The 22,868-nt window shown below is 49.7% G+C and carries 21 protein-coding genes; 17 read left to right on the top strand and 4 right to left on the bottom strand.

Annotated features, from left to right (window positions below):
* The first annotated feature begins 71 nt into the window (after positions 1-71).
* From QEZ41_RS06045 to QEZ41_RS06035, 3 genes are all read left to right on the top strand, one after another.
* On the top strand, positions 72-1,964 hold the full coding sequence (locus tag QEZ41_RS06045) for an ATP-binding cassette domain-containing protein (RefSeq protein ID WP_289410499.1): 1,893 nt from the start codon (positions 72-74) through the stop codon (positions 1,962-1,964).
* 72 nt (positions 1,965-2,036) lie between these two features.
* The gene (locus QEZ41_RS06040) at positions 2,037-2,636 is read left to right on the top strand and encodes a mechanosensitive ion channel domain-containing protein (RefSeq protein WP_289410498.1); all 600 of its coding nucleotides are present in this window, start codon (positions 2,037-2,039) and stop codon (positions 2,634-2,636) included.
* Between the two features lie 4 nt (positions 2,637-2,640).
* Positions 2,641-3,102 carry a YaiI/YqxD family protein gene (locus QEZ41_RS06035; protein WP_289410497.1) on the top strand — a complete coding sequence of 154 codons (462 nt, stop codon included), beginning with the start codon at positions 2,641-2,643 and terminating at the stop codon, positions 3,100-3,102.
* A 25-nt stretch (positions 3,103-3,127) separates the two neighbouring features.
* On the opposite strand, the gene hemH is transcribed toward QEZ41_RS06035, so the two are convergent.
* The 3 genes from hemH to QEZ41_RS06020 form a co-directional block, all read right to left on the bottom strand.
* Positions 3,128-4,141: a ferrochelatase gene (gene hemH, locus QEZ41_RS06030; RefSeq protein WP_289410496.1), complete on the bottom strand. Its 1,014-nt coding sequence runs from the start codon at positions 4,139-4,141 to the stop codon at positions 3,128-3,130.
* Between the two features lie 70 nt (positions 4,142-4,211).
* Positions 4,212-5,018, bottom strand: coding sequence for a Crp/Fnr family transcriptional regulator (locus tag QEZ41_RS06025; RefSeq protein WP_289410495.1), 807 nt, complete (start codon positions 5,016-5,018; stop codon positions 4,212-4,214).
* Between the two features lie 95 nt (positions 5,019-5,113).
* On the bottom strand, positions 5,114-5,455 hold the full coding sequence (locus QEZ41_RS06020; protein WP_289410494.1) for a pentapeptide repeat-containing protein: 342 nt from the start codon (positions 5,453-5,455) through the stop codon (positions 5,114-5,116).
* A 256-nt stretch (positions 5,456-5,711) separates the two neighbouring features.
* Here QEZ41_RS06020 and cpdA point away from each other — a divergent pair, with 256 nt between their 5' ends.
* The 7 genes from cpdA to QEZ41_RS05985 all read left to right on the top strand — a co-directional run bounded on the left by cpdA (position 5,712) and on the right by QEZ41_RS05985 (position 14,440).
* Complete coding sequence (gene cpdA, locus QEZ41_RS06015; RefSeq protein ID WP_434556796.1) at positions 5,712-6,524, top strand: 3',5'-cyclic-AMP phosphodiesterase; 813 nt, start codon at positions 5,712-5,714, stop codon at positions 6,522-6,524.
* A gap of 134 nt (positions 6,525-6,658) precedes the next feature.
* Positions 6,659-8,554 carry a DNA topoisomerase IV subunit B gene (parE, locus tag QEZ41_RS06010; protein WP_289410493.1) on the top strand — a complete coding sequence of 632 codons (1,896 nt, stop codon included), beginning with the start codon at positions 6,659-6,661 and terminating at the stop codon, positions 8,552-8,554.
* 71 nt (positions 8,555-8,625) lie between these two features.
* Entirely contained in the window at positions 8,626-10,881 is a 2,256-nt protein-coding gene (parC, locus tag QEZ41_RS06005) for a DNA topoisomerase IV subunit A (protein WP_289410492.1), read from the top strand.
* 7 nt (positions 10,882-10,888) lie between these two features.
* Complete coding sequence (locus tag QEZ41_RS06000; RefSeq protein ID WP_289410491.1) at positions 10,889-12,007, top strand: ABC transporter permease; 1,119 nt, start codon at positions 10,889-10,891, stop codon at positions 12,005-12,007.
* 2 nt (positions 12,008-12,009) lie between these two features.
* Positions 12,010-12,780 (top strand): ABC transporter ATP-binding protein, encoded by a 771-nt coding sequence (locus QEZ41_RS05995; protein ID WP_289410490.1) that lies wholly within the window; start codon positions 12,010-12,012, stop codon positions 12,778-12,780.
* Entirely contained in the window at positions 12,777-13,733 is a 957-nt protein-coding gene (locus tag QEZ41_RS05990; RefSeq protein WP_289410489.1) for an MlaD family protein, read from the top strand. Before QEZ41_RS05995 ends, QEZ41_RS05990 begins: the two co-directional genes overlap by 4 nt.
* A 5-nt stretch (positions 13,734-13,738) precedes the next feature.
* On the top strand, positions 13,739-14,440 hold the full coding sequence (locus QEZ41_RS05985; protein ID WP_289410488.1) for a PqiC family protein: 702 nt from the start codon (positions 13,739-13,741) through the stop codon (positions 14,438-14,440).
* A 6-nt stretch (positions 14,441-14,446) separates the two neighbouring features.
* Here the strand turns inward: QEZ41_RS05985 and QEZ41_RS05980 are convergent, their stop codons facing one another.
* Positions 14,447-15,781, bottom strand: a complete 1,335-nt coding sequence (locus QEZ41_RS05980; protein ID WP_289410487.1) for a histidine kinase — start codon at positions 15,779-15,781, stop codon at positions 14,447-14,449.
* 141 nt (positions 15,782-15,922) lie between these two features.
* On the opposite strand from QEZ41_RS05980, the gene serB reads away from it, so the two are divergent.
* From serB to QEZ41_RS05945, 7 genes are all read left to right on the top strand, one after another.
* Positions 15,923-17,140: a phosphoserine phosphatase SerB gene (serB, locus tag QEZ41_RS05975; RefSeq protein ID WP_289410486.1), complete on the top strand. Its 1,218-nt coding sequence runs from the start codon at positions 15,923-15,925 to the stop codon at positions 17,138-17,140.
* A 132-nt stretch (positions 17,141-17,272) separates the two neighbouring features.
* Positions 17,273-17,764 (top strand): 5-(carboxyamino)imidazole ribonucleotide mutase, encoded by a 492-nt coding sequence (purE, locus tag QEZ41_RS05970; protein ID WP_289410485.1) that lies wholly within the window; start codon positions 17,273-17,275, stop codon positions 17,762-17,764.
* 3 nt (positions 17,765-17,767) lie between these two features.
* Positions 17,768-18,853, top strand: coding sequence for a 5-(carboxyamino)imidazole ribonucleotide synthase (locus QEZ41_RS05965; RefSeq protein ID WP_289410484.1), 1,086 nt, complete (start codon positions 17,768-17,770; stop codon positions 18,851-18,853).
* 133 nt (positions 18,854-18,986) lie between these two features.
* Positions 18,987-20,189 (top strand): cyclic di-GMP phosphodiesterase, encoded by a 1,203-nt coding sequence (locus QEZ41_RS05960; RefSeq protein ID WP_289410483.1) that lies wholly within the window; start codon positions 18,987-18,989, stop codon positions 20,187-20,189.
* An 87-nt stretch (positions 20,190-20,276) separates the two neighbouring features.
* On the top strand, positions 20,277-20,951 hold the full coding sequence (gene rpe, locus QEZ41_RS05955; RefSeq protein ID WP_289410482.1) for a ribulose-phosphate 3-epimerase: 675 nt from the start codon (positions 20,277-20,279) through the stop codon (positions 20,949-20,951).
* The gene (locus QEZ41_RS05950) at positions 20,948-21,631 is read left to right on the top strand and encodes a phosphoglycolate phosphatase (RefSeq protein ID WP_289410481.1); all 684 of its coding nucleotides are present in this window, start codon (positions 20,948-20,950) and stop codon (positions 21,629-21,631) included. Before rpe ends, QEZ41_RS05950 begins: the two co-directional genes overlap by 4 nt.
* Before the next feature lie 139 nt (positions 21,632-21,770).
* The gene (locus QEZ41_RS05945) at positions 21,771-22,865 is read left to right on the top strand and encodes an efflux RND transporter periplasmic adaptor subunit (protein ID WP_289410480.1); all 1,095 of its coding nucleotides are present in this window, start codon (positions 21,771-21,773) and stop codon (positions 22,863-22,865) included.
* The last annotated feature ends 3 nt before the right edge of the window (positions 22,866-22,868 follow it).

The raw sequence follows: 22,868 nt of genomic DNA, 5'->3' as shown, positions 1-22,868 counted from the left end.
GTTTAGGGAATCAAACAAACTACGCTATAATCCGCGGCTGATTTTCTATTGCCAAGGTTAGCTCTTTATCTATGATTCGCTTAATCAATCTCTGCCTTCAACGTGGTCCGCAGCGACTCTTAGACCAAGTAGAGCTAACGGTTCATCCCGGACAAAAAATGGGCTTGGTCGGTGCTAATGGCGCTGGCAAGTCGAGTTTGTTTGCCTTATTGCAAGGACAGTTGCAGGCCGATACCGGTGAGTGCCAAATTCCCAGTAGTTGGCGCATTGCGCATATGCAGCAGGAAATTGTCGCATTGCAGCGCAGCGCACTGGATTATGTTCTGGATGGCCACACTGAGTTGCGTCGGCTACAGCAGCAGCTAGAGCACACGCAGGAAGGCACTGCAGTGGGGTTGCTGCATGCACAACTGGATGCGATTGACGGCTACACCGCGGATACTCGCGCACGTAAGTTGTTGGCTGGATTAGGCTTTAGTGCCGCAGAGATGGACCAGCAGGTGCAATCATTTTCGGGTGGTTGGCGCATGCGCTTAAATCTTGCGCAAACACTTATGTGTCCCTCAGACCTGTTGTTACTGGATGAGCCCACCAACCACTTAGATTTAGATGCGATTTTGTGGCTGGAAGGCTGGTTGCAAAGCTATCCGGGCACTTTGCTGTTGATTTCCCACGACCGCGATTTTATGGATGCGGTAGTTGATCATATTGTGCATTTTGAGCGGCAAAAGCTGGTGCTGTACCGCGGCGGTTATAGTGCCTTTGAGCGTGCGCGTGCAGAACGCATGTTACAGCAGCAACAAGCCTTCGAAAAACAGCAAGCAGAACGCGCGCATATGCAAGACTTTATTCGCCGCTTTAAGGCCAAAGCCAGTAAAGCACGACAGGCACAAAGCCGCGTGAAAGCATTAGAGCGCATGCAAGAGCTAGCCCCAGCGCACTTTGATTCGCCTTTTAATTTTAGCTTCCGTGAGGCGGATAAAATTTCAACACCTTTGTTGAGTTTGCGCGATGCTAGTTTAGGTCATGGTGAACAGGCCATACTTAAGCATGTGAGTTTGCAGCTTATGCCGGGTGCGCGCATTGCTTTGTTGGGTCCTAACGGTGCAGGGAAATCGACCTTGATTAAAACCCTTGCGCAAGAGCTAAACCTGTTGGCGGGCGAGCAAAATCGTGGTGAAAACCTTGCAATTGGTTATTTTGCCCAGCATCAGTTGGATGCACTGGATATTCAAGCCAGCCCCTTACTGCATCTACAGCGCATCGCACCAACTGAGCGGGAACAAAAGTTACGGGATTTCCTCGGCGGTTTTGATTTCCGTGGCGATCGCTGTGATGAGCCGGTAGAGAATTTTTCTGGCGGCGAAAAAGCGCGGTTAGCTTTAGCCTTGATAGCTTGGCAAAAGCCCAACTTGTTACTGATGGACGAGCCCACCAACCACTTGGATTTAGAGATGCGTCATGCTTTAACTCAAGCATTGCAGCATTTTAGTGGGGCGGTATTGCTGGTCTCGCACGACCGGCATTTGTTAAAAAACACGGTCGATGATTTTTACTTAGTCGCCAATGGTGAACTGACCGAATTTGATGCCGAGCTGGATGAATACAGTCGTTGGCTGCAAGAGTATCGCGCCAGCAGCTCCAGTAGCGATGAAGCTGAGCCCGTGAACGTCGGCGACAAGGTTGATCGTAAAGCACAGCGTCAAGCTGAAGCAGAGGTGCGCAAACAGCTAGCACCTTATCGTAAACAGGTAGAAAAGCTAGAAAAAGAACTCAGTCATGTACAGCAACAGTTAGCTGAGATCGAGCTGCAATTAGCGGATAACGAGTTCTACAGTAGCGAGCAGCGTGATGCCTTAAAACAGCTGTTGGCCAAGCAGGTCAAGCTCAAGCAGCAGGCCGATGACATTGAAAATCAATGGTTAGAATCGATGGAACAACTCGAACAGCTGCAGTTACACTAATCAGCTAATACAGACTGTCCAGCGCACAGTTTTTTGGATGCGCTGTGAATGATCAATAAGTGGAGGTAGCGCATGGACGAAAGTTGGCTGCAGGAATGGACTGCTGAGTGGGTGGATTTTCTAATTCCCGGCGGGCGTATTTTATTAATTGTTTTTTTAGCTTGGCTGGCGCAACGGCTGTTGAGTCAAGCGGTTACCCGTGTTGCCGAACGCTATCACATGCCGCCAAGCATGCTGTTTCCGTTACGTGGTGCCTTGCGCTGGTTGATTCTTGGCAGTGCGTTTTTGCTTATTTTAGAACGACTGGGAGTGTCAGCTAACGCTTTATGGACGGCGATTACGGGGTTTACGGCGGTTGCTGCAATAGCGTTTTTTGCGGCTTGGAGTGTGTTGTCGAACTTGTTTTGCGCCACGCTTATTATTACGGTCGGACCTTTTCGTATCGGTGATACCGTTGAGGTGCTGGAAAGTGCGGATAAACTAGGTGTACGTGGACGAGTTGTAGCAATCAATATGCTCTACACCACGCTGGAGGATGTCACTGTAGAAAACCAAGGTGCTTTGCTGCAGATACCCAATAGTTTGTTTTTTCAAAAAGTCGTACGTCGCTGGCGAGGTGCGAGTGGTCCTTTACCGCCGCCGTTGCCGCCTACGCCCGATACTGAGGAATAGTTTGATGCGTGTTTGGATTGATGCCGATGCTTGCCCACGTTTGGCGCGGGACTTGGTGGTTAAGTTTGCTCTTAAGCGTAATCTTGCAGTGCTGATGGTGGCAGGGCAAGCGCAAGCTAAGCCGCCTTTTGCCTGTGTGCAATTGATAGTCGTGCCCAGTGGTCCAGATGCAGCCGATGATTATATTGTGGAACATGCTCAGCCCAGTGAGCTGGTGATCTGCAGTGATATCCCTTTGGCTGACCGACTGGTAAAAAACTCAGTGGCGGTGCTGGACCCACGCGGCAATGAGTTTAGTGATAAGAATATGGGTGAGCGCCTAGCGTTACGTAATTTGTTTACCGATTTACGTGATACAGGACAGATGACCGGTGGTCCGCGCGGTTATTCCGAGCAGGACAAACAGGCGTTTGCAAATTCGCTCGATCGTATTATTACGCGTTTACAGCGAGAAAAAAGAGCCTAGCGAGCTGTGGTAGCTGAGCAGCGTATTAAAGCGCTTCGCACAGCTGCACCAGCGCTTGCGCCCAGACGGGCTCGTCATTTAAACAGGGAACTAGTTCCAAGGACTCACCGCCTGCAGCTATAAATTGTTCGCGCCCGCGGATGGCTAATTCTTCTAAGGTTTCTACACAGTCAGCGACAAAAGCAGGTGACATCACTAGCAGCCTCTTGACGCCTTGTTGTGCCAGCTCATCCAGATGGGTTTCGGTGTAAGGCTCAATCCATTTAGCGCGCCCTAAGCGGGACTGAAAAGAGACCGACCATTGCGCAGGTTTAAGCCCCGCTTGCTCGGCAAATAACTCTGCACTACGGATACATTGAGCACGGTAACAGGTGTCTAGCACTTCTTGTGGCGCGGTTTTGCAGCAGTCTGGGCCAGATAAGCAATGCGATTTGGTTGGATCAAGTTTGCGTAAATGGCGTTCTGGCAGACCATGGAAACTTAATAATAGATGATCAAAGTCTTGCGCCAAACTGGGTTGTGTCGTGGACAGCAGCGCATCAAGGTAGGGCTGGTCAGCGTAGAAGGCAGGCAAGATTTTTAGCTTAATATTCAAGCTGTGCTTAGCAATAATACGCTGAGTTTCCTCAATCGCTGTTGTGGTGGTGCTGTCGGCAAAGTGCGGATACAGCGGTGCCAAAACAATGCTTTTTGCCCCTTGTTCCACCAGTGCTAACAGTGCTTTTTCAATTGAAGGTTCAGCGTAGCGCATGCCCAGCTCAACTGGGCCATGCGACCATAATTCACGCACTTTATCGCACAAGCGTTGGCTGATGACGACTAGTGGCGAACCTTCTGGCCACCAAATAGATGCATAGGCCTGAGCAGACTCAGGCGGGCGTTTGCTAAGAATGAGAGAAACGAGTAAGCGGCGTATAGGCCAAGGCAGATCGATTACATAAGGATCCATCAGAAACTGGTTTAAATATGTTTTAACGTCAGCCACTGAGGTGGACTTAGGCGAGCCTAAATTAACTAAGAGCAAACCCTGCTTGGACATAATTATCTCTAACAATTGCAATAAATAAAGGGGCTATTGTATAGCCCCCTGTATTTGATTGCATGCTGTTTTATGCTGGAGCGGTTTCTGCCTGAGCACGCAACATGGTGATTTCTTTGTTCATCAGATCAATGCGGCGTGCCATGCTCTCGATGAGGCTGTTAGCGATGCGTGGGTTACTTTGCATCAGCGAGAGAAACTGATCTTTAGGGATGACCATTACGGTACAGGGTTCAGTTGCGATTACCGTTGCCGTGCGCGACTCTTGGGTAAACACGGCCATGGCACCAAAGATTTCATCTTTGCTAACATCGCCTACCTTTTGCCCGTCTACCCAGGCTTCGGCATGCCCTTCGATAATAATAAAGACGTGCTCGGCGATTTCGCCTTGGCGAATAAGCTCTTCGCCGGGAGCAAAGTGCTGGAAGCCGGTGGATGGGTGGATGTCAGGCTGCTTGAGGCGCGCTAGAGCATCTACAGCCAGTGTGGACTGGCCTAGGATATATAGGTTGTATAGTTCTTGGCGTTCTTCGCAGGAGTAGACGTGCTTGAACACGGCGCGGCGGTCATAGGGAATCAGGCTGATTGGGTCTTCGTGTTTGTAGTGCCATCGAGGTAGATCCAGTCCTTGGCGTAAGCCAATGAAGTCGCCTTCTTTTAGATAAAATAGCGGACGCTGATCAACCAGTGTGTGTACCACACCGGTTTTGATTACATACAGCTGGTTGTCAGCCAGTACGTGGGATAAGTCTTCGTTGTGCTCAAAGACTAACGCAGCACCACAAGGCTCTAGGCCTTGTAGTAACTGTTGTGGAACTCCTTGGAGTCGACGAATTAATGTTTCGGCATAGGCCGACTGTTCGCCCAGTAAGTACATAGAGGGTTTTCCTGCCTAATATATATAGGTGCGTAATGATAATGCACCACGCAGGCTTTTGCGTGATTTGTTGCGCAATATACATAATTGTTTTGTTAAACACAGCGCCTTAAGCGTGTTCCTGCCGTAATGGACATCAGAATTTCTTCGGCGGACAGGTGCTTAGCAAAATAGCAGCCTGATATTTGCGCTTTGTTTAGGCTAGCGCCCTCTAGCAAAGCTTCTCTAAAATCAATGCCGCGCAGATCGCAACTGCGCAGATAGGCGTCTCTGAAATCAATGCCCTGTGCATTTAGTCCACGTAAGTTTAATCCGCGAAAATCGCCGCCGCGAAAGTCGATACTTTCGTAGTTGCTGCACAGGTTGTTGAAGCCCTGCACGTCTTCGTTCACAAGTAACTCATACAGGGGATGTGTAAGTTTTTGCGGTCTGGCCATGGTAAACCTCCACTGAAGTTGGATGTGCACACATAGTTTGTTAATAACATAATGCAAGTAACTTCAAATTTGGAATGCAATACATTGATTTTTTATTGTATTTGTTCATACCATCCTGTGACTTAGTATAGGCGAGGTTGTTGTTAATACGCAAAAAACATTCAGCGACGTTAGTGTGAACTGGGTAGCTTTTAAAATTTGCGCTTTAATCCGATGCTTTGCATAATCCGTGCACGTTTAAATTAGGAGTAATCCTGTGGTGGTAGTGCCAAATAATTCAAATAAAAGCACCACTATTGTGCAGATAACTGACAGCCATCTTTTTCAAGAAAAGGACGGTTGTTTGCTTGGCATATCTACCTATTCCAGTTTGCGGGCTGTGATTGATAAAGTATTAAGCGAACAGCCAGATGTGCATTTAGTACTAGGAACGGGCGATATTTCCCAAGATGGCACAGCCAGCTCGTATCGGCATTTTATTGAGCAAGTCAGTAGAATCGATGCGCCCTTGCGCTGGATGGCAGGTAATCATGACGTCAACAGTGTGTTGCACAGCTCTAGCGCGGCGACCCAATGGCTGCAGCCCATTTATGATCTAGATGCTTGGCGGATTATCTTGCTGGACTCCTCTGTGGACGGCTCTGTATTTGGCTATTTGACGCCTGAGCAGCTGCAACTGCTTGAACAAGCGTTGGATACTGCTGAAGAACGGCATGTGCTAATAGCCTTGCATCATCACCCCGTGCCGATAGGCTGTGCGTGGCTGAACAATTTGGGCTTGCGTAATGCCGATGAGTTTTTGGCCATCACTGATCGTTATAGCAGTGTCAAAGGTGTTATTTGGGGACATATTCATCAAGAGTTTGAGTCGCTGCGCAACGATGTGCACTTGCTGTCAGCGCCCTCTACCTGTGTGCAGTTTAAACCCCAGAGTATTGATTTTGCGGTAGACGATTGCGCGCCTGGTTATCGTTGGCTAAAGCTGTTTAATGATGGTCGCTTTAGCACAGGTGTTTCACGCGTTGCTGCCGACCTGTTTCATCCGGATATGGATGTTACCGGGTATTAAGCATATTCTGCGGTGTCAACTCTAGGTGTATAATTCTGCTAGAATGCCGCCTCCTATAATGGCGAATTCTGGCCATTTCTCTGTACCATCAACACTGATTTTCACTATTCATCTTCATTCAAAAAGAATCCTGCATGACCAACACTACCTACACCGCTGATGCCATTGAAGTTCTATCAGGTTTGGACCCGGTGCGTAAACGCCCGGGCATGTATACCGATACCACCCGCCCCAATCATTTAGCCCAGGAAGTTATCGATAACAGTGTGGATGAGGCGCTGGCTGGACATGCACGCAGTATTCAGCTGGTGTTGCATGAAGACCAGTCTTTAGAGGTGATTGACGACGGTCGCGGTATGCCGGTGGACATTCATGCGGAAGAAGGTATCTCTGGGGTTGAACTGATTTTTACCCGTTTACATGCCGGCGGTAAGTTTTCCAATAAAAACTATGAGTACTCAGGCGGCTTACATGGCGTGGGCATATCCGTGGTTAACGCACTGTCGACCCAGCTTGAGGTGCGAGTGCGCCGTGACGGGCAAGAATATCAGATGAGTTTCCGCGATGGCTTTAAAGCCAGTGAGCTGGAAGTGATTGGCGCAGTGGGTCGGCGTAATACGGGCACCAGTGTGCGGTTTTGGCCCGATGGCAGTTACTTTGATAGCGCACGGTTTTCTATCAGTCGTTTAAAGCATGTGCTGAAGGCTAAAGCAGTATTGTGCCCGGGATTAACCATTAGCTTTCATGATAAAAACACCGATGAGAAAATAGAGTGGTTCTATGAGGATGGTTTGCGTACGTATTTGGCTGATGCGGTAGCGCAATGGCCACGTCTGCCAGAGGCGCCTTTTTGTGGCGAGTTGGTGGGGACGGGTGAGCGTGTCGAGTGGGCGTTACTTTGGTTGCCCGAAGGTGGTGACAGTATCCAGGAAAGTTACGTTAACCTGATACCTACAGCGCAGGGTGGCACCCACGTAAACGGTTTACGTCAAGGGTTATTAGATGCGCTGCGTGAGTTTTGTGATTTTCGTAGCCTGTTACCACGCGGCGTTAAGCTGGCCCCAGAGGATATTTGGGAGCGTATCAGTTTTGTTTTATCACTAAAAATGCAAGAGCCGCAGTTTTCTGGACAAACTAAGGAGCGTCTCTCTTCACGCACGGCGGCTGGTTTTGTCACCGGTGCGGTAAAGGATGCCTTTAGTCTCTGGCTTAACACTCACTCCGAACTCGGCTTGCAGTTGGCGGACATGGTGATTGAGCAAGCAGGTCGGCGATTAAAATCAGCGCGAAAAGTAGAGCGCAAACGGGTCACTCAAGGCCCAGCATTACCCGGCAAGCTAGCGGATTGTGCAGGGCAAGATCCAAGTCGCAGTGAATTGTTTTTGGTAGAGGGTGATTCTGCAGGCGGCAGTGCCAAGCAGGCGCGTGATAAAGAATACCAAGCGATTTTGCCTTTGCGCGGCAAAATTTTGAATACCTGGGAAGTGGATGGCAGCGTGGTGCTGGGCTCACAGGAGGTCCATAACATTGCTGTCGCTATAGGTGTTGATCCCGGCGCAGAAGATTTAAGCCAGTTACGTTACGGAAAAATTTGTATTTTGGCGGATGCCGACTCAGATGGTTTGCATATTGCGACCTTGCTGTGTGCGCTATTTGTCCGCCACTTTAGAGCCTTGGTTGATGCTGGGCATGTGTATGTAGCCATGCCGCCTTTGTATCGCGTTGACTTGGGAAAAGAGGTGTTTTACGCGCTGGATGATGAAGAGAGGGATGCCATCTTGGCGCGTATTGAAGCTGAGAAAAAGCGCGGCAAGCCACAGGTGACACGCTTTAAAGGCTTGGGTGAAATGAACCCGCCGCAGCTTAGGGAGACTACTATGGATCCCAATACGCGCCGCTTGGTGCAGCTAACTATGCATGACGGTAGCGCTGCAGAAGAAATGTTGGATATGTTGCTGGCCAAGAAACGCGCCGCCGACCGCAAAAGCTGGTTGGAAAGTAAAGGCGATCTGGCTGAGGTCAGCGTGTAAACCGCTGTGTGGGCGTGAATGTTTTCGTTGTCTCAGAAGTATAAAATCAATCAATCTTTGCGAAGCCTATTATGACTGATGGTGTTGAATTAAGTTTAGATGGAGTAGAGCGTCGCTCGCTGGCGGATTTTAGCGAGCAAGCGTATTTGAACTACTCCATGTATGTAATTATGGATCGCGCTCTGCCGCATATTGGCGATGGGTTAAAACCCGTGCAGCGGCGTATTGTTTACGCCATGGGTGAGCTTGGATTGGATGCGGATTCAAAGCATAAAAAATCAGCGCGTACCGTGGGTGACGTATTAGGTAAGTATCACCCCCACGGTGATAGTGCCTGTTATGAGGCCATGGTGCTCATGGCGCAGCCCTTTAGTTATCGCTATCCGCTGGTGGATGGTCAGGGTAACTGGGGTGCTCCCGATGATCCAAAATCCTTTGCCGCCATGCGCTATACCGAGGCGCGTTTGGCACGCTATACCGAGGTGTTACTCAGCGAGTTAGGGCAGGGTACGGTTAATTGGGTGCCCAACTTTGATGGCACCATGGATGAGCCGGATGTGTTGCCAGCGCGTTTGCCGAACCTGCTGCTTAACGGTACGACAGGGATTGCCGTGGGTATGGCCACCGATGTGCCGCCGCATAACCTTAGAGAAGTGGCGGCCGCCTGTGTTCATCTGCTGGATCACCCAGACGCGACAGTAACTGAATTGTGCGAACATATTCCCGGGCCGGATTACCCAACCGATGCAGAAATTATTACGCCACGCGATGAGCTGTTAAAGCTTTATGAGCAAGGTCGTGGCTCAGTACGCATGCGTGCTGTGTATCACGAAGAAGACTCTGAACTGGTTGTTACCGCATTGCCGCATCAAGTATCGGGTGCGAAAGTAATTGAACAAATTGCTGCACAAATGCAGGAAAAAAAGCTGCCCATGGTGGTGGACCTGCGTGATGAATCAGACCATGAAAACCCCTGCCGTATTGTAATTGTGCCGCGCTCGAATCGGGTGGATACACAAGAATTAATGCGGCACTTGTTTGCCACGACACATTTAGAGTCAAGCTATCGCGTCAACATGAACGTGATTGGCTTGGATGGCCGACCCCAGGTAAAAGATCTGCGTACCCTACTGACCGAGTGGTTGGTGTTTCGTGTGGAAACGGTACGTAAACGTCTGCAATTTCGTTTAGACCGAGTAGAAAAGCGTCTGCATTTATTAGAGGGGCTGTTAATCGCCTTTTTAAATCTGGACGAAGTGATTGAAATCATCCGTAACGAAGAACATCCCAAAGCGGTGTTGATGGAGCGTTTTGGCATCACGCAGGTACAGGCCGATTACATCCTTGATACCCGTTTGCGTCAATTAGCTCGTTTGGAAGAAATGAAAATCCGTGGCGAGCAAGACGAGCTCAGTAAAGAACGTGAACGCTTGCTGAGCCTGCTGGGAAGTGAAGCTAAACTGAAAAAGCTGGTGCGTAAAGAACTGGTAGACGATGCACAAACCTACGGCGATGACAGACGTTCGCCCATGGTTGCGCGTGGTGAAGCGCGTGCGCTCTCTGAAGCAGATCTAACACCTGCTGAACCGGTAACCGTGGTGGTTTCTGCCCAAGGTTGGGTACGCAGTGCGCGTGGACATGATATCGATCCTGCAGGTTTAGCCTATAGAACAGGTGATGCGTTTAAGTCCGCGGCATTAGGACGTTCTAATCAACATGCAGTGTTTCTTGATAGCAGTGGGCGCAGTTACTCATTATTGGCGCACACTTTACCATCGGCACGTGGACATGGTGAGCCGCTATCGGGTCACTTAAGCCCCCCAGCTGGCGCGACCTTTGAGCATGTACTGCTACCTAACGAGCAGGACCTATATGTGTTAGCGTCTGATGCAGGCTATGGCTTTATTATTAAGGGCGAAGAAATGCTGGCCAAAAATAAAGCCGGCAAAGCGTTAATCAGTCTGCCTAAAGCAGCCAAGGTGTTAACGCCTAAACGGCTACGCACGCAAGAAAATGTGCAGATTGCTGTGGTTACTACGGACGGTCGATTGTTGCTGTTCCCCGTAACGGACTTGCCACAACTTAGCAAAGGCAAGGGCAACAAACTCATTGGTATTCCTAGCGAGCGTGCCGCGAAGCGTGAAGAGTTGGTGGTGGATTTTGCTCTAGTGCCAGAGGGCGCTAACTTGCTTGTCGAATCGGGCAAGCGCACATTAACCCTGAAAAGCACCGATTTGCAGCATTATTGTGGTGAGCGTGGCAGGCGTGGTAACAAGTTGCCGCGCGGCTTCCAGCGTGTTGACGGAATCAGCGTTCCAAAGGAGTAAGGTGTCTATGCAAACCAGTGCAGAGCTGACATGGCAGCAAGATGAGCAGACGTCCTGTTTGCTGGTGGCTGGGCATTGGACATTACATACGCGCAAACCTGAGGTGATCGAAGTTTGGCGGCAAGCAGGACGATTACCCAAGCAGGTTCGGTTGCAGATTGAAGTGGCAGAGTGGGATTCAAGTCTGCTGGCGCTGATTCGCCGGGTGCAGCGGCTGGCTGAGCAAGAACAAGTCGGCTTGGATATTCAAGGTTTGACTGAAGGCATGCAGCGTCTATTAGAGATGGCCGCAACCCCTTCAACTCAGGTGCAAGTTGAAACAACCCCTGACTATAGCTGGCTGACCCGTTTGGGGCTTGGAGCGTTTGCATTAGCTGCCATGCTAGAGCGCAGCGCTACCTTTTTAGGTGAAGTGGCGCTAAGTGCTTTACGCGTGCCCTTTGGTCGAGCACGGATACGCAAAACGGATTTCTGGCATGCGTTTCAACAGTGTGGTCCGGGCGCATTGCCTATCGTGGCATTGATCGCGGTCTTGGTGGGTTTGATTTTGGCCTTTGTCGGCGCTGTACAGTTGGAAGCTTTTGGCGCGCAAATATACATTGCCAACATGGTGGCGATAGGCATGACTCGTGAAATGGGTGCGCTGATGACCGCGGTAATTATGGCCGGTCGAACCGGTGCTTCCTATGCCGCCGAGTTAGGCAGTATGCAGGCCAATGAGGAAGTTGATGCGCTGAAAACCTTTGGTTTTCCACCGTTAGAGTTTTTAGTCTTGCCCAGAGTGTTAGCGCTGCTGGTGAGCATGCCGATTTTAACCTGCTTTGCTGATGCCTTAGGGATTCTGGGCGGCTTTATTATTGGTTATGGTTTATACGATATTTCGGCGATTCAATACCTTAATCAAAGTCTGCAAATGGTTTCTACCACCGATTTTTTTATTGGGCTATTTAAGAGCGTTATTTTTGCAATGCTGATCGGCTTGATTGGTTGTTACTACGGGTTAAACAGTGGTCGCAATGCTCAAGCAGTAGGACAGGCGACCACTAAAGCGGTTGTGAGCATTATTGTGGCATTGGTCGTGAGTGATGCACTGATTACGATTATTTGCACTAGGCTGGGGATCTAAGCATGACGGATGTGGTGTTGCAGGCCAAAGATCTAAGTGCAGGGTACGGCGAACTTGTCATTCAGCGCGATCTCAACTTTAGCATTCGCAAAGGCGAAGTCTTTGTGGTGATGGGTGGCAGCGGTTGTGGAAAAAGTACGTTGCTACGCCATTTAATCGGTTTGCAAGCGCCGCTGGCAGGACAGATTTTATTTCAAGGGCGTGATTACTGGGCGCAAACTGAGGATAAGCGTGCTGAGTCACAGCAACACTTTGGTGTGCTGTATCAAAATGCTGCCCTATGGGGGGCAATGACTCTAGAAGAAAATATTTGCCTGCCGCTAGAAACGTGGCGGCCTAACCTGAGTCAGGCTGAACGAAGTGAGCTGGCGACCATTAAATTGTCATTAGTGGGTTTGGCAGGTTGTGAGCAGCTGTATCCGGCTGAGCTGTCTGGTGGCATGCGTAAGCGCGCCGCGCTGGCGCGTGCGTTGGCATTGGACCCGCAAGTGTTGTTTTTTGATGAGCCATCTGCTGGGCTGGATCCGCTAAGCTCTATGGCTTTGGATGAGCTTATCTTACAATTGCGTGACACACTGGGCGCCAGTATTGTGCTGGTTACCCATGAGTTGCCCAGTATTTACCGAGTCGCGGATACCTGTTTGTTTTTAGACAATCAAACCCGCACCCAGATTGCTTTGGGTACGCTCGATGAGCTGCTAAATGATGGGCCGGACGTGGTTCAGCGATTCTTAAAGCGCACAGAGCAAATTGAAAAGAGAGACTCACAATGAGCCAACCTAGAAAACCTTTTTTAATTGGTGTGTTTATTTTTTCTGGCATAGCGCTATTTGTTGCTGGGCTATTAATCATGGCACGTGACAATGTGTTTAGCCGTCCCGTGGAATATGTGGTGTATTTTACTGGTGCTTTGGATGGGCTGGATGTGGGAGCTGACGTCACCTATCGCGGGGTAAAGGTAGGGAGTGTGCAGGATATTCGCCTGTCCTATGACCCCAAATTAAAAGACGTCATCATGCCTGTGGTCATTCGTATCACTACCGATCACGGTCGAAAAAAACATACCGGCGCGCAACTCAATAGCTCCATTACTCAGCTTATTGAGCGTGGTTTACGGGCGCAGCTGCAGACGCCTAGCTTTTTAACGGGCAAAGCCATAGTGGCGTTAGATATTTTCCCTGATCAGGTAGGTTACGTGCGCGATCCTAGCGTTGTTGATTTACCTGTAATTCCTACCGTGCCCTCAAAGATTGATCAAGCGGCTGACTTGTTGCGCGATTTGGTTGCAGGTCTCAAAGAAGTGCCAGTTAAAGAAACCTTGCTTGCCGTGAACCAAACGTTAGCCAGTGTGGATAAGCTAGTAAACTCGCCGGATTTGCAGTCAGGTCTGGCAGGGTTTAGTCAGACAGTGCAAAATTTCGCCCAAATTAGTAGCGAGCTACAGAAAGTGTTGCCCAGTATGTTAGACAATGTGCAGGATGGCAGCGATGAGCTTAAAGCAGCTTTGACGGATATGCGTATGGCAGCGCACAGTGCTAAGCAGGCATTAGAAGCTATGGATGAATTGGTTGTGGAAGGTAAGCGTAGTATCGGGCCGCAGTCAGAGCTGCAGTACGAGGTGCTGCAGGCCTTACAAAATGTCGCCCAAGCTAGCAAGGCATTGCAGCGCACGGCAGAAACTATAGAGCAGCAACCACAGTCGTTGCTTTTTGGAAAAAAACGGTGATTTTGATGAAGTTTGGGCGTGGTTTTTTAAGCGCAGTATTGGTAGCTTTTTTTACTTTAAGTGCTGGCTGTAGTTTTGCGCCGGTTGAGTTTTATCAGCTGCAGCGTGATACACAGACTATGAACACTGCGATTGAGGGGCCGGCAGTATTGATAGGACCGGTTAAACTTGCTGATTATTTGCAACGTGAGCATATCCTACAACGTCAGCCAGATGGGCGTTTATTGTATAGCCGTGAAGGTCGTTGGGCGGGCGACTTGCAAGAAGAAATAGGTTTGTTGTTATTGCGTTATATTGCACAGCAAACGGGCAACAGCCATATCGCGCTGTACCCCGATCGGGTAGGTGTAGAGCAACAGGCGCAGATAGTTTTAAATATCAGCAGGCTTGACTCAGGCCCGCAACAGCCGGTAGTGCTGGAAGCACAGTGGCGTTTATTGGACGCGCAGGGGCTTACGCGTGACAGTAATGTTGTGCGTTTTGAAGAACCCCACGACGGTGATTTAGCAGCACAAATAAAAGTACAGAGTGAGCTGTTACAACGTTTAGCCGATCAGCTAGCCGTTAAGGTCAAAGCGTTTTTACAGCCCAAAAAAGCTGCTACCTCTACGACACGTAATAAAGCCAAGCAAACAGAGGATAAAACGGTTAACAGTCCAGCAAGCATCACGGATGTTGTCGCTGAACCCCAGGTGTACCGTTTCTAATATTTTTTACTGCATCAGTATCTGCAGCTGTTTGTCGAGTTGAGCGGGATAGGGTGCCAGCAGTCGCTCAACACAGTTCGCACCCTCAGGCCGAGCAATGCTGCGAATGCGAGCACAGGCCTGAGCGCGGCTATCAACAGCTAACTCGTTACTAACCAGTAGTAGATTGCGACTAAATCGGCTTAGCTCCAATGCACTCTTTACGCTGGGTTGGTTCAGTAGTGATGCTGGAGTTAAATCGCTAATCACTTCGCCATAACTAATGCCTAGTTGCAAGCCGACGGTGATACCGCTGTCGGCAATGTCAACTTGCAGGCTATGACCAAACTCGCGCAGTAATTCGCCGCAGCACAACGAATAACGCACAAAATGCTCGTTTGAATCATCAAAAAACAACAGTGTGCGCCCGTCATCCAGCTGGATAAGCTGCGCGCTGTACAGCTCTGCTGTTTTGATTAATGCATGATGATAGGTATCAAAGAGCTGGGTGAGCCGTTGGCTGGATAAATGCTCTTGTTTTTTACTCAGGCTAAGCTGCACAGCGAGAACAATGGTGGCTGTCTTGGCTTTTTCGGCATCAGCGGTTGCGTGGTTGCAGGTATCCAGCACGCCGCTAGGCAGTTGCATGACATCCAGATGCTGGTTGGAGGCCCTTTGTTTGTCCGGTTCAGAGTTTGTCTGTTCAGCCGCCAACAAATCATGCAAAACGGGCGGTGCCAGCAATGCATCTAGCGCCTGTGCCAAGTGACCGATTTCATCGTTGCGTTCTGTGTGCGGAGCAGCGGTGACTGGATTTTGTGCCCAGTATTTGAGCGTTTGCATCGGTTTGCGAATACTAACTGCAAGGCGATGAACCAAATACATGGCGACGGCTAAAATGAGCAGCGCCAACAACGCCATGCTTTGCAAACTTTTATACATGGGCTGCTGTAAGCGTTTAACATCGATGCTAATTTGTAACGTGCCAGCCAGTACACGCTGAAAGGTCAGTTGGTGGCTGTACAGGTTGCTGTTAGCCGCAGGGCGCTTGCCCACTTCAACTAGGGTGCTGTTGTCAGGACTGTAGAGCGCAGCATGGCTTACATAAGGATTATTAATCAGTTCGCGTAGCAGAATGTTAAGGCCTAGGGTATCTTCGGCGGCTAAAGAAATCATCGCCTCTTTGGCCGTTTGGCTGATGAGAGTCTCGCCCAGTGCATCCGCCTGCTGCTGAGTGGACGATTGCCATTGAGCGTAAACCATCCAACCAAACAGCAAAATAGAAAACAGCAAGATAGCTGTGCACGATAAAACAAGTTTTTGACTGATAGTCAGATCGCGTAACAGCTTGGGCATTTGCATGAAGAGAACTCAGTTAAGGCGTTAGAGGGTAGGCAATTCTAACAAAACCGCCGTGGGAACACAGCAGCATAACTACTGCAGCTTTTTGTGATACAGGCTAAAATGCCTTTTGTTTAATGATTTAGTGCGGAGTGTAGCGCCTTGCGAGAAATTGTATTGATCAATATAACGGGTGAAGACCGTCCGGGCTTAACCGCTGCCATTATGAGCGTGCTGTCGCAAACGGGGGTGAATGTCCTTGATATAGGCCAAGCGGTGATTCATGACACCCTATCTTTTGGCATCTTAGTTGAGATTCCGCATGATAAGCAGGCGGCAGATACACTAAAAGACGTGCTGTTTACCGGCTACAAAATGGATCAACAGGTACGTTTTACGCCTGTATCTGAGCAAGACTACCAGCACTGGGTGTCAGGTAAGGGCAAGTCGCGCTATATAGTGACTTTGCTCACCCGTAAGGTAACAGCAGAGCAATTGCACCGTGTTAGTGCCATTACCGCCAGCAATGGTTTGAACATTGATCATATTGATCGCCTTTCAGGACGCATGCCGTTAGATATGCCAGCGGATCAAAGTAAAGGCTGCATTGAGTTTTCCGTGCGCGGTGAACCTAAAGATGTCGATGCGTTGCGTGCTGAGTTTTTAAGCGTGGCGCAAGAACTAAACGTGGATATTGCCTTTCAGCGTGATACGGTGTTCCGCCGCAACCGCCGTTTAGCCGTGTTTGATATGGACTCCACTCTAATTGAAGCAGAAGTGATTGACGAGCTGGCCAAAGCCGCTGGAGTGGGTGAGCAAGTGGCAGCCATTACTGAACGTGCCATGCACGGTGAATTGGACTTTAAAGCCAGTTTCCGCGAGCGTTTAGCTTTGTTGGAAGGCTTGTCAGAAGGGGTCCTGCAAAGTATTGGCGACTCGCTGCGCTTAACCGAAGGGGCAGAAACCCTGTTTGCTGAACTGAAACGCCTCGGTTATAAAACGGCGATTTTATCCGGCGGTTTTACCTACTTTGCTAAACAGCTGCAAGCCAAGCTGGGTATAGATTATGTGTATGCCAATGAACTGGAAATCATCGATGGCAAGCTGACCGGTCGCGCCATTGAGCCTATTGTTGATGCGCAGCGTAAAGCAGACTTGCTCAAAGAGTTGGCTAAAAAAGAAGGTTTGCGTTTAGAGCAGACCATTGCTGTGGGCGATGGAGCTAATGATTTGCCGATGCTTGGTTTAGCTGGTTTGGGTGTGGCATTTCGGGCGAAGCCCATGGTGAAGAAAAGTGCGCGCCAAGCGATATCAACGCTGGGCTTGGATGGCATTTTGTATTTGCTAGGGTACCGTGATCGTGATGGGCAGGAAAACTAAGGAGAGGGGGTATTGTGCATTCAATAATGCCGGGCCCTGAGTTATAATTAGTCCATTAGATAAACCACGCCGTATAGCGTGGTTTATTATTTGTGTACTATAAAAACTTATTTGCATACAGAGGCGAAACACATGAACGCATTGGTCGGTGTAATTATGGGGTCCAAATCGGACTGGTCCACCATGAGTCATAGTATTGATATGCTGGAAACGCTTGGCATAGCTTACGAAGTGCAGGTGGTTTCTGCGCACCGTACCCCTGACTTACTCTTTAGCTATGCCGAGCAGGCGCATGAGCGTGGTATCCAAGTTATTATCGCCGGTGCTGGCGGCGCGGCGCATTTGCCAGGCATGTGTGCGGCAAAAACCCATTTGCCAGTGCTGGGAGTGCCAGTGCAGTCGTCCATGCTCTCTGGTGTGGATTCATTGCTCTCTATTGTGCAAATGCCTGCTGGCGTACCTGTAGCTACGCTGTCGATTGGTAAGGCGGGGGCGATCAACGCCGCTTTGTTAGCAGCCAGTATTCTCTCGCATCAACACCCACAGATTTTGCAAACGCTGCACCAGTACCGTGAGCGGCAGACCCAAGCCGTCTTGGCTAACCCAGACCCACGTGAGGCTTAACCCATGAAAGTAGGCGTGATAGGCGGTGGCCAGTTAGGTCGCATGCTAGCGTTGGCGGGTACACCGCTAGGTATGCAGTTCTCATTTTTAGATCCTGCCGCAGATGCCTGTGCCGCAGCACTGGGCGAGCACTTGCTGGGTGACTATGATTCGCAACAGCATCTTAAGCAGCTGGCGCAATCAGTAGATGTGGTTACCTTTGAATTCGAAAACGTTCCCGCAGAAACCGTGGCGTATTTATCCCAGTTTGTGCCGGTTTATCCCAATGCTGAATCCTTGCGTATTGCACGGGATCGATTAAACGAAAAAATGCTGTTTGAAAAACTAGGTATACCCGTCACTAAGTTTGCCGATGTGTTATCGCAGGAAGGTTTAGAGCAGGGCGTAGCAAAGGTGGGTTTACCTGCTATTTTGAAAACTCGCACCATGGGCTATGACGGCAAAGGACAAAAAGTCTTACGCAGTACGGCTGACGTTCAAGGCGCTTTTTCTGAGCTAGGCAATGTGCCCTGTTTGTTGGAAGGCTTTGTTGATTTTTCCAGCGAAGTGTCGGTCATTGCTGTGCGTGCTCGTGATGGCGAAGTTCGCTGTTATCCGCTGGCGCACAATACTCATCATGATGGAATTTTGCATTTATCGATTGCCAGCCAAGCGCACCCGTTGCAGTCGCTCGCCGAAGACTATGCCAGCCGCGTGCTCAATGAATTGGAGTATGTCGGTACGCTGGGTTTTGAGTTTTTCGTGGTGGACGACGGTTTAATGGCCAATGAAATCGCCCCACGGGTGCATAACTCTGGGCATTGGACCACCGAGGGCGCGCAATGCAGTCAATTTGAAAATCATCTGCGCGCTATTGCGGGCTTACCGTTGGGCAGCACCGCTACGTTAGAGCATAGCGCTATGCTTAACTGCGTAGGGCGCATGCCAACAGCGCAGCAAATACTGCAAATCGCAGATACACATGTACATGATTACAACAAAGCGGAAAAGCCGGGGCGCAAGGTGGGACATATCACTGTACGCTGTCAGAGCGAAGAGCAATTAAAGCAGCGCGTAAGTCAGGTTGAGCAATTGTTGCAAAGTCTTTAGTGCTCGTAGTGCGTCACAGATAAGCGGGATACATGATTGCAGCGGTGTAAATTAAGAAAAAGTATGTGCGTTGCTTTCTGAGGTGCATTAATCTATTAAGCTATAATTTGACTTGAGTGTTCGTGAGCTTGCCATGTTAAAGCAAATACCTGTTTCCAGTGTGGTGTTAGGCATGTACATCCATGAGTTATGCGGCTCATGGATGGATCACCCGTTTTGGAAAACAGGTTTTTTACTGGATAACCCAACTGATTTGCAGCGTTTACGTCAAAGCTCAGTCACTGAAGTATGGATTGATGTCAGCAAGGGATTGGACGCGCAGGAAGGCGTAACCCAAGAGCAGGCAAATCAGCGTGCACAAAGTATTTTAGCCGCAGCCAACAAACAAACAGAACAAAGTGATCTGGTTAGCGAATTACAGCGAGCGGCCAATATATGCGAGCGCTCGCGTGATGCTGTAGTTAGTATGTTTAGCGACGTACGCATGGGTAAAGCAGTCGATATCCAGCAGGTGGAAACCGCTCTAAATGAAATGACCGAATCAGTCATGCGTCATCCCGGCGCGTTAATAAGCTTAGCGCGACTAAAGCAGGTGGATGAATATACCTATATGCATTCGGTCGCAGTCAGCGCACTGATGATGGCTTTAGCGCGGCAAATGCAGTTTGATGAAGAGCAGATGCGTGAGGCGGGCTTAGCCGGCTTGTTGCATGATTTGGGGAAGATGGCGATCCCTGAGTCGATTTTGAATAAGCCAACCAGCCTTACCGATACCGAGTTTGAGCGTATTCGTATGCATCCGCTGTACGGTGCGCGCTATTTAAAAAGAGGCATTTCTTCAGTAAGCCCTGAGGTGCAAGATGCCTGCCTGCATCATCACGAAAAAATTGATGGCAGCGGCTATCCACATAAACTTACGCATGAAGAAATTGGCTTGTTATCACGCATGACGGCTGTGTGCGATGTGTATGACGCAGTTACCTCCGACAGGCCGTATAAAAAAGGTTGGGGACCCTCAGAGGCAATTCAGCGTATGGCGCAGTGGCATGGTCATTTTGATCCGCAAATATTCCAAGCTTTTGTTCGTACAGTAGGAATTTATCCCATTGGCTCGCTGGTGCGTTTAGCCAGTGGTCGTTTGGGTGTGGTGATTGAACAAGATCAGAACTCTTTGTTAAAGCCCAAAGTTAAGGTGTTTTTTTCGAGCAAGTCGAAAGTGCCGGTTGAACAAGAAATTATCGATTTAGCCGGTGCGCGCTGTAATGAAGAGATTGTGGCGCGTGAGCGGGTGGAAGACTGGGGTTTTAAAAACTTTGACCAGCTGTGGATGGAGTAAGGGTGCAAAAAGCCGCTGATTTGCTTTAATATGGCTCTTCAATTTACCCCTCAGCTCGATGCTGTCCACACAGTGATAGAGAACTTCATGCAGCCTTATTTTATAGCTCCCTCCATTTTATCCGCCGACTTTGCCCGCTTGGGTGAAGACGTTGACAAAGTCCTTGCTGCCGGTGCGGATGTGGTCCATTTTGATGTGATGGACAACCACTATGTACCTAATCTCACCATCGGCCCTATGGTCTGTAGTGCATTAAGAAAATACGGCGTTACGGCTCCCATTGATGTGCATCTGATGGTGCAGCCAGTGGACCGTATTATTGGTGATTTTATCGAAGCTGGAGCCAGCTATATCACCTTCCATCCAGAAGCCTCAGCGCATGTTGATCGCTCATTGCAGTTAATTAAAGATGGCGGCTGTAAAGCGGGTTTGGTTTTTAACCCAGCTACATCTTTAGATGCGCTTAAGTACGTGATGGATAAAGTCGATATGATTTTATTGATGAGCGTTAATCCGGGTTTTGGTGGGCAAAAATTTATTCCCAGCACGTTGGACAAACTACGTGAAGCGCGCGCACTGATTAGCGCCAGTGGTCGAGATATTCGCTTAGAAGTTGATGGCGGTGTTAATTTGCACAACATTCGTGCCATTGCCGAAGCGGGTGCAGACACCTTTGTTGCGGGGTCGGCCATTTTTAATGCGCCTGATTACGCAGAAGTGATTGCGCAAATGCGTGCTGAGTTGGCGCAGGTGCAAAAGTGAGTCAGCTCGCACGCCTTTTTGCGGGTGAATTACCCCAGCTAGTAATGTTTGATCTGGACGGTACTTTGTTGGACTCGGTACCTGACCTAGCGGCGGCAGTGGACAGTATGCTGGCGCAGCTTGGGCGACCTCCGGCCGATATTGAACAGGTGCGCCAGTGGGTAGGCAACGGCGCATTGGTGTTAGTGCAGCGCGCATTGGCGGGTAAGTTTGATTACTCAAGTATCAGTGCCGCTGAAGCAGAGCCGGCGTTGCAGATTTTTTTACAAGCCTATGCACAGCAAAGCTCGCGCAGCCATTTGTATCCTGGGGTCTTGGATACTTTGACGGCTTTAAAAAGCAAGGATATTAAACTGGCCATTATCACCAATAAACCAGAGCAGTTTTTGCCCGATTTGTGGCGTAGCCATGGTCTAACGGGTTTGTTTGATTGGGTGGTAGGTGGCGATACGTTAGCCAAGCAAAAGCCCGATCCCATGGGGCTGCTCTGGGTGATGCAACAAGCCGGCGTTACTGCGGAGCAAAGCCTGTTTGTGGGTGATTCAAAAAATGATATTCAAGCCGCCAAAGCTGCACAGGTGCGCTGTGTTGCGCTCAGTTATGGCTACAATCATGGGCAACCCATCGAGCTGGAGCAGCCCGATTTAGTGATTGATAACCTTAACCAGCTGCTGCAGTAAGCAGGCCAGTGTGTAGGCTTTGTTGCAAACTCGTTTAAATCAAACTTAAGTGTTTTCAAAAATGCTAGGATGGTTGCTGACTGGTTTGTAATAATTAGTCACGAACGGTTGGGCGTCTGATAACTCTTGGGATTTAAACATGCCGCAGTTTCTTTTAGTTTTAAGCCTTTTGGCGACGCTTGTCTTAACGGGCTGTAGCCAAGAAGAGCCGCAAACACTCGGCGTGCGACCCGTTATGGTTGCGCAGCCTCTGCTAACAGGTACGGCTATCGAGGCGTTTGCGGGTGAGGTGCGTGCGCGTTTAGAGCCAGAGTTAGCGTTTCGTATCAGTGGTAAAGTGACTGCGCGCAGGGTAGAGACGGGCAGCCGAGTGCAAGCAGAGCAGATTTTAGCTGAGCTTGATCCGCAGGACGTGGGCTTGCACTTACAAGCCATGCAGGCACAGGTAGCAGCGGCACAAGCCAATCTAGAATTGGTGCGTGCAGAGCGCGATAGATATCAGCAACTACTCGACAAGCAGATGGTAAGCCGCTCGCACTTTGATAGTGCACACAATCAATTTAAAAACGGCCAAGCCCGTTTAAAGCAAGCTCAGGCTGAGCTTGAAGCGGCAAAAAATCAAACCCAATATGCTCAGTTGCGTGCGCCCTATGCTGGGGTGATCACGCGCGCTAACGTGGAAGCCGGTCAAGTGGTAGCGGCAGGGCAAACAGTGTTTGTATTGGCGGTGGACGGTGAGCGAGAAGTTTCTTTTAGTATTCCAGAGCACATCATTGACCGTTTTGTGCTTGGACAGCCGGTTGAAGTGGAGCTGTGGTCACAGCCCAACCAGCGCCTAACCGGTGAAGTCCGTGAGTTAGCACCTGCCGCTGATCCGCGTTCACGCACCTATGCGGCACGCGTGGCGCTGCACAATTCAGTCAGTGCAGCAGAGTTGGGCCAAAGTGCGCGGGTGTATGTCAGTGCGGACACTTTGGCACAGCTCGCAGTTCCTTTGTCTGCTGTGAACGCAGAACACAATCAAGCCTATGTTTGGGTAGTGGACCTGGCGACGCAAACAGTAGTCCGTCGTGCTGTGCAAACAGGAGCTTATACCCAAACCACAGTGCCGATAATCTCAGGGTTGCAGGCCGATGACTGGATTGTGGTGGCTGGTGTGCATTTGCTGCAAGAAGGCCAGCAGGTACGCGCGGTAGATAGAGATAATCGCCCCGTCAGTCAGGCGCGGGAGTAGCTG

Source organism: Thiopseudomonas acetoxidans (genome assembly GCF_030362935.1).
Classification (GTDB): Bacteria; Pseudomonadota; Gammaproteobacteria; order Pseudomonadales; family Pseudomonadaceae; genus Thiopseudomonas; species Thiopseudomonas acetoxidans.
The sequence above is the reverse complement of the archived record's forward strand: the minus strand, read 5'-3'. Positions and strand labels throughout refer to the sequence as shown.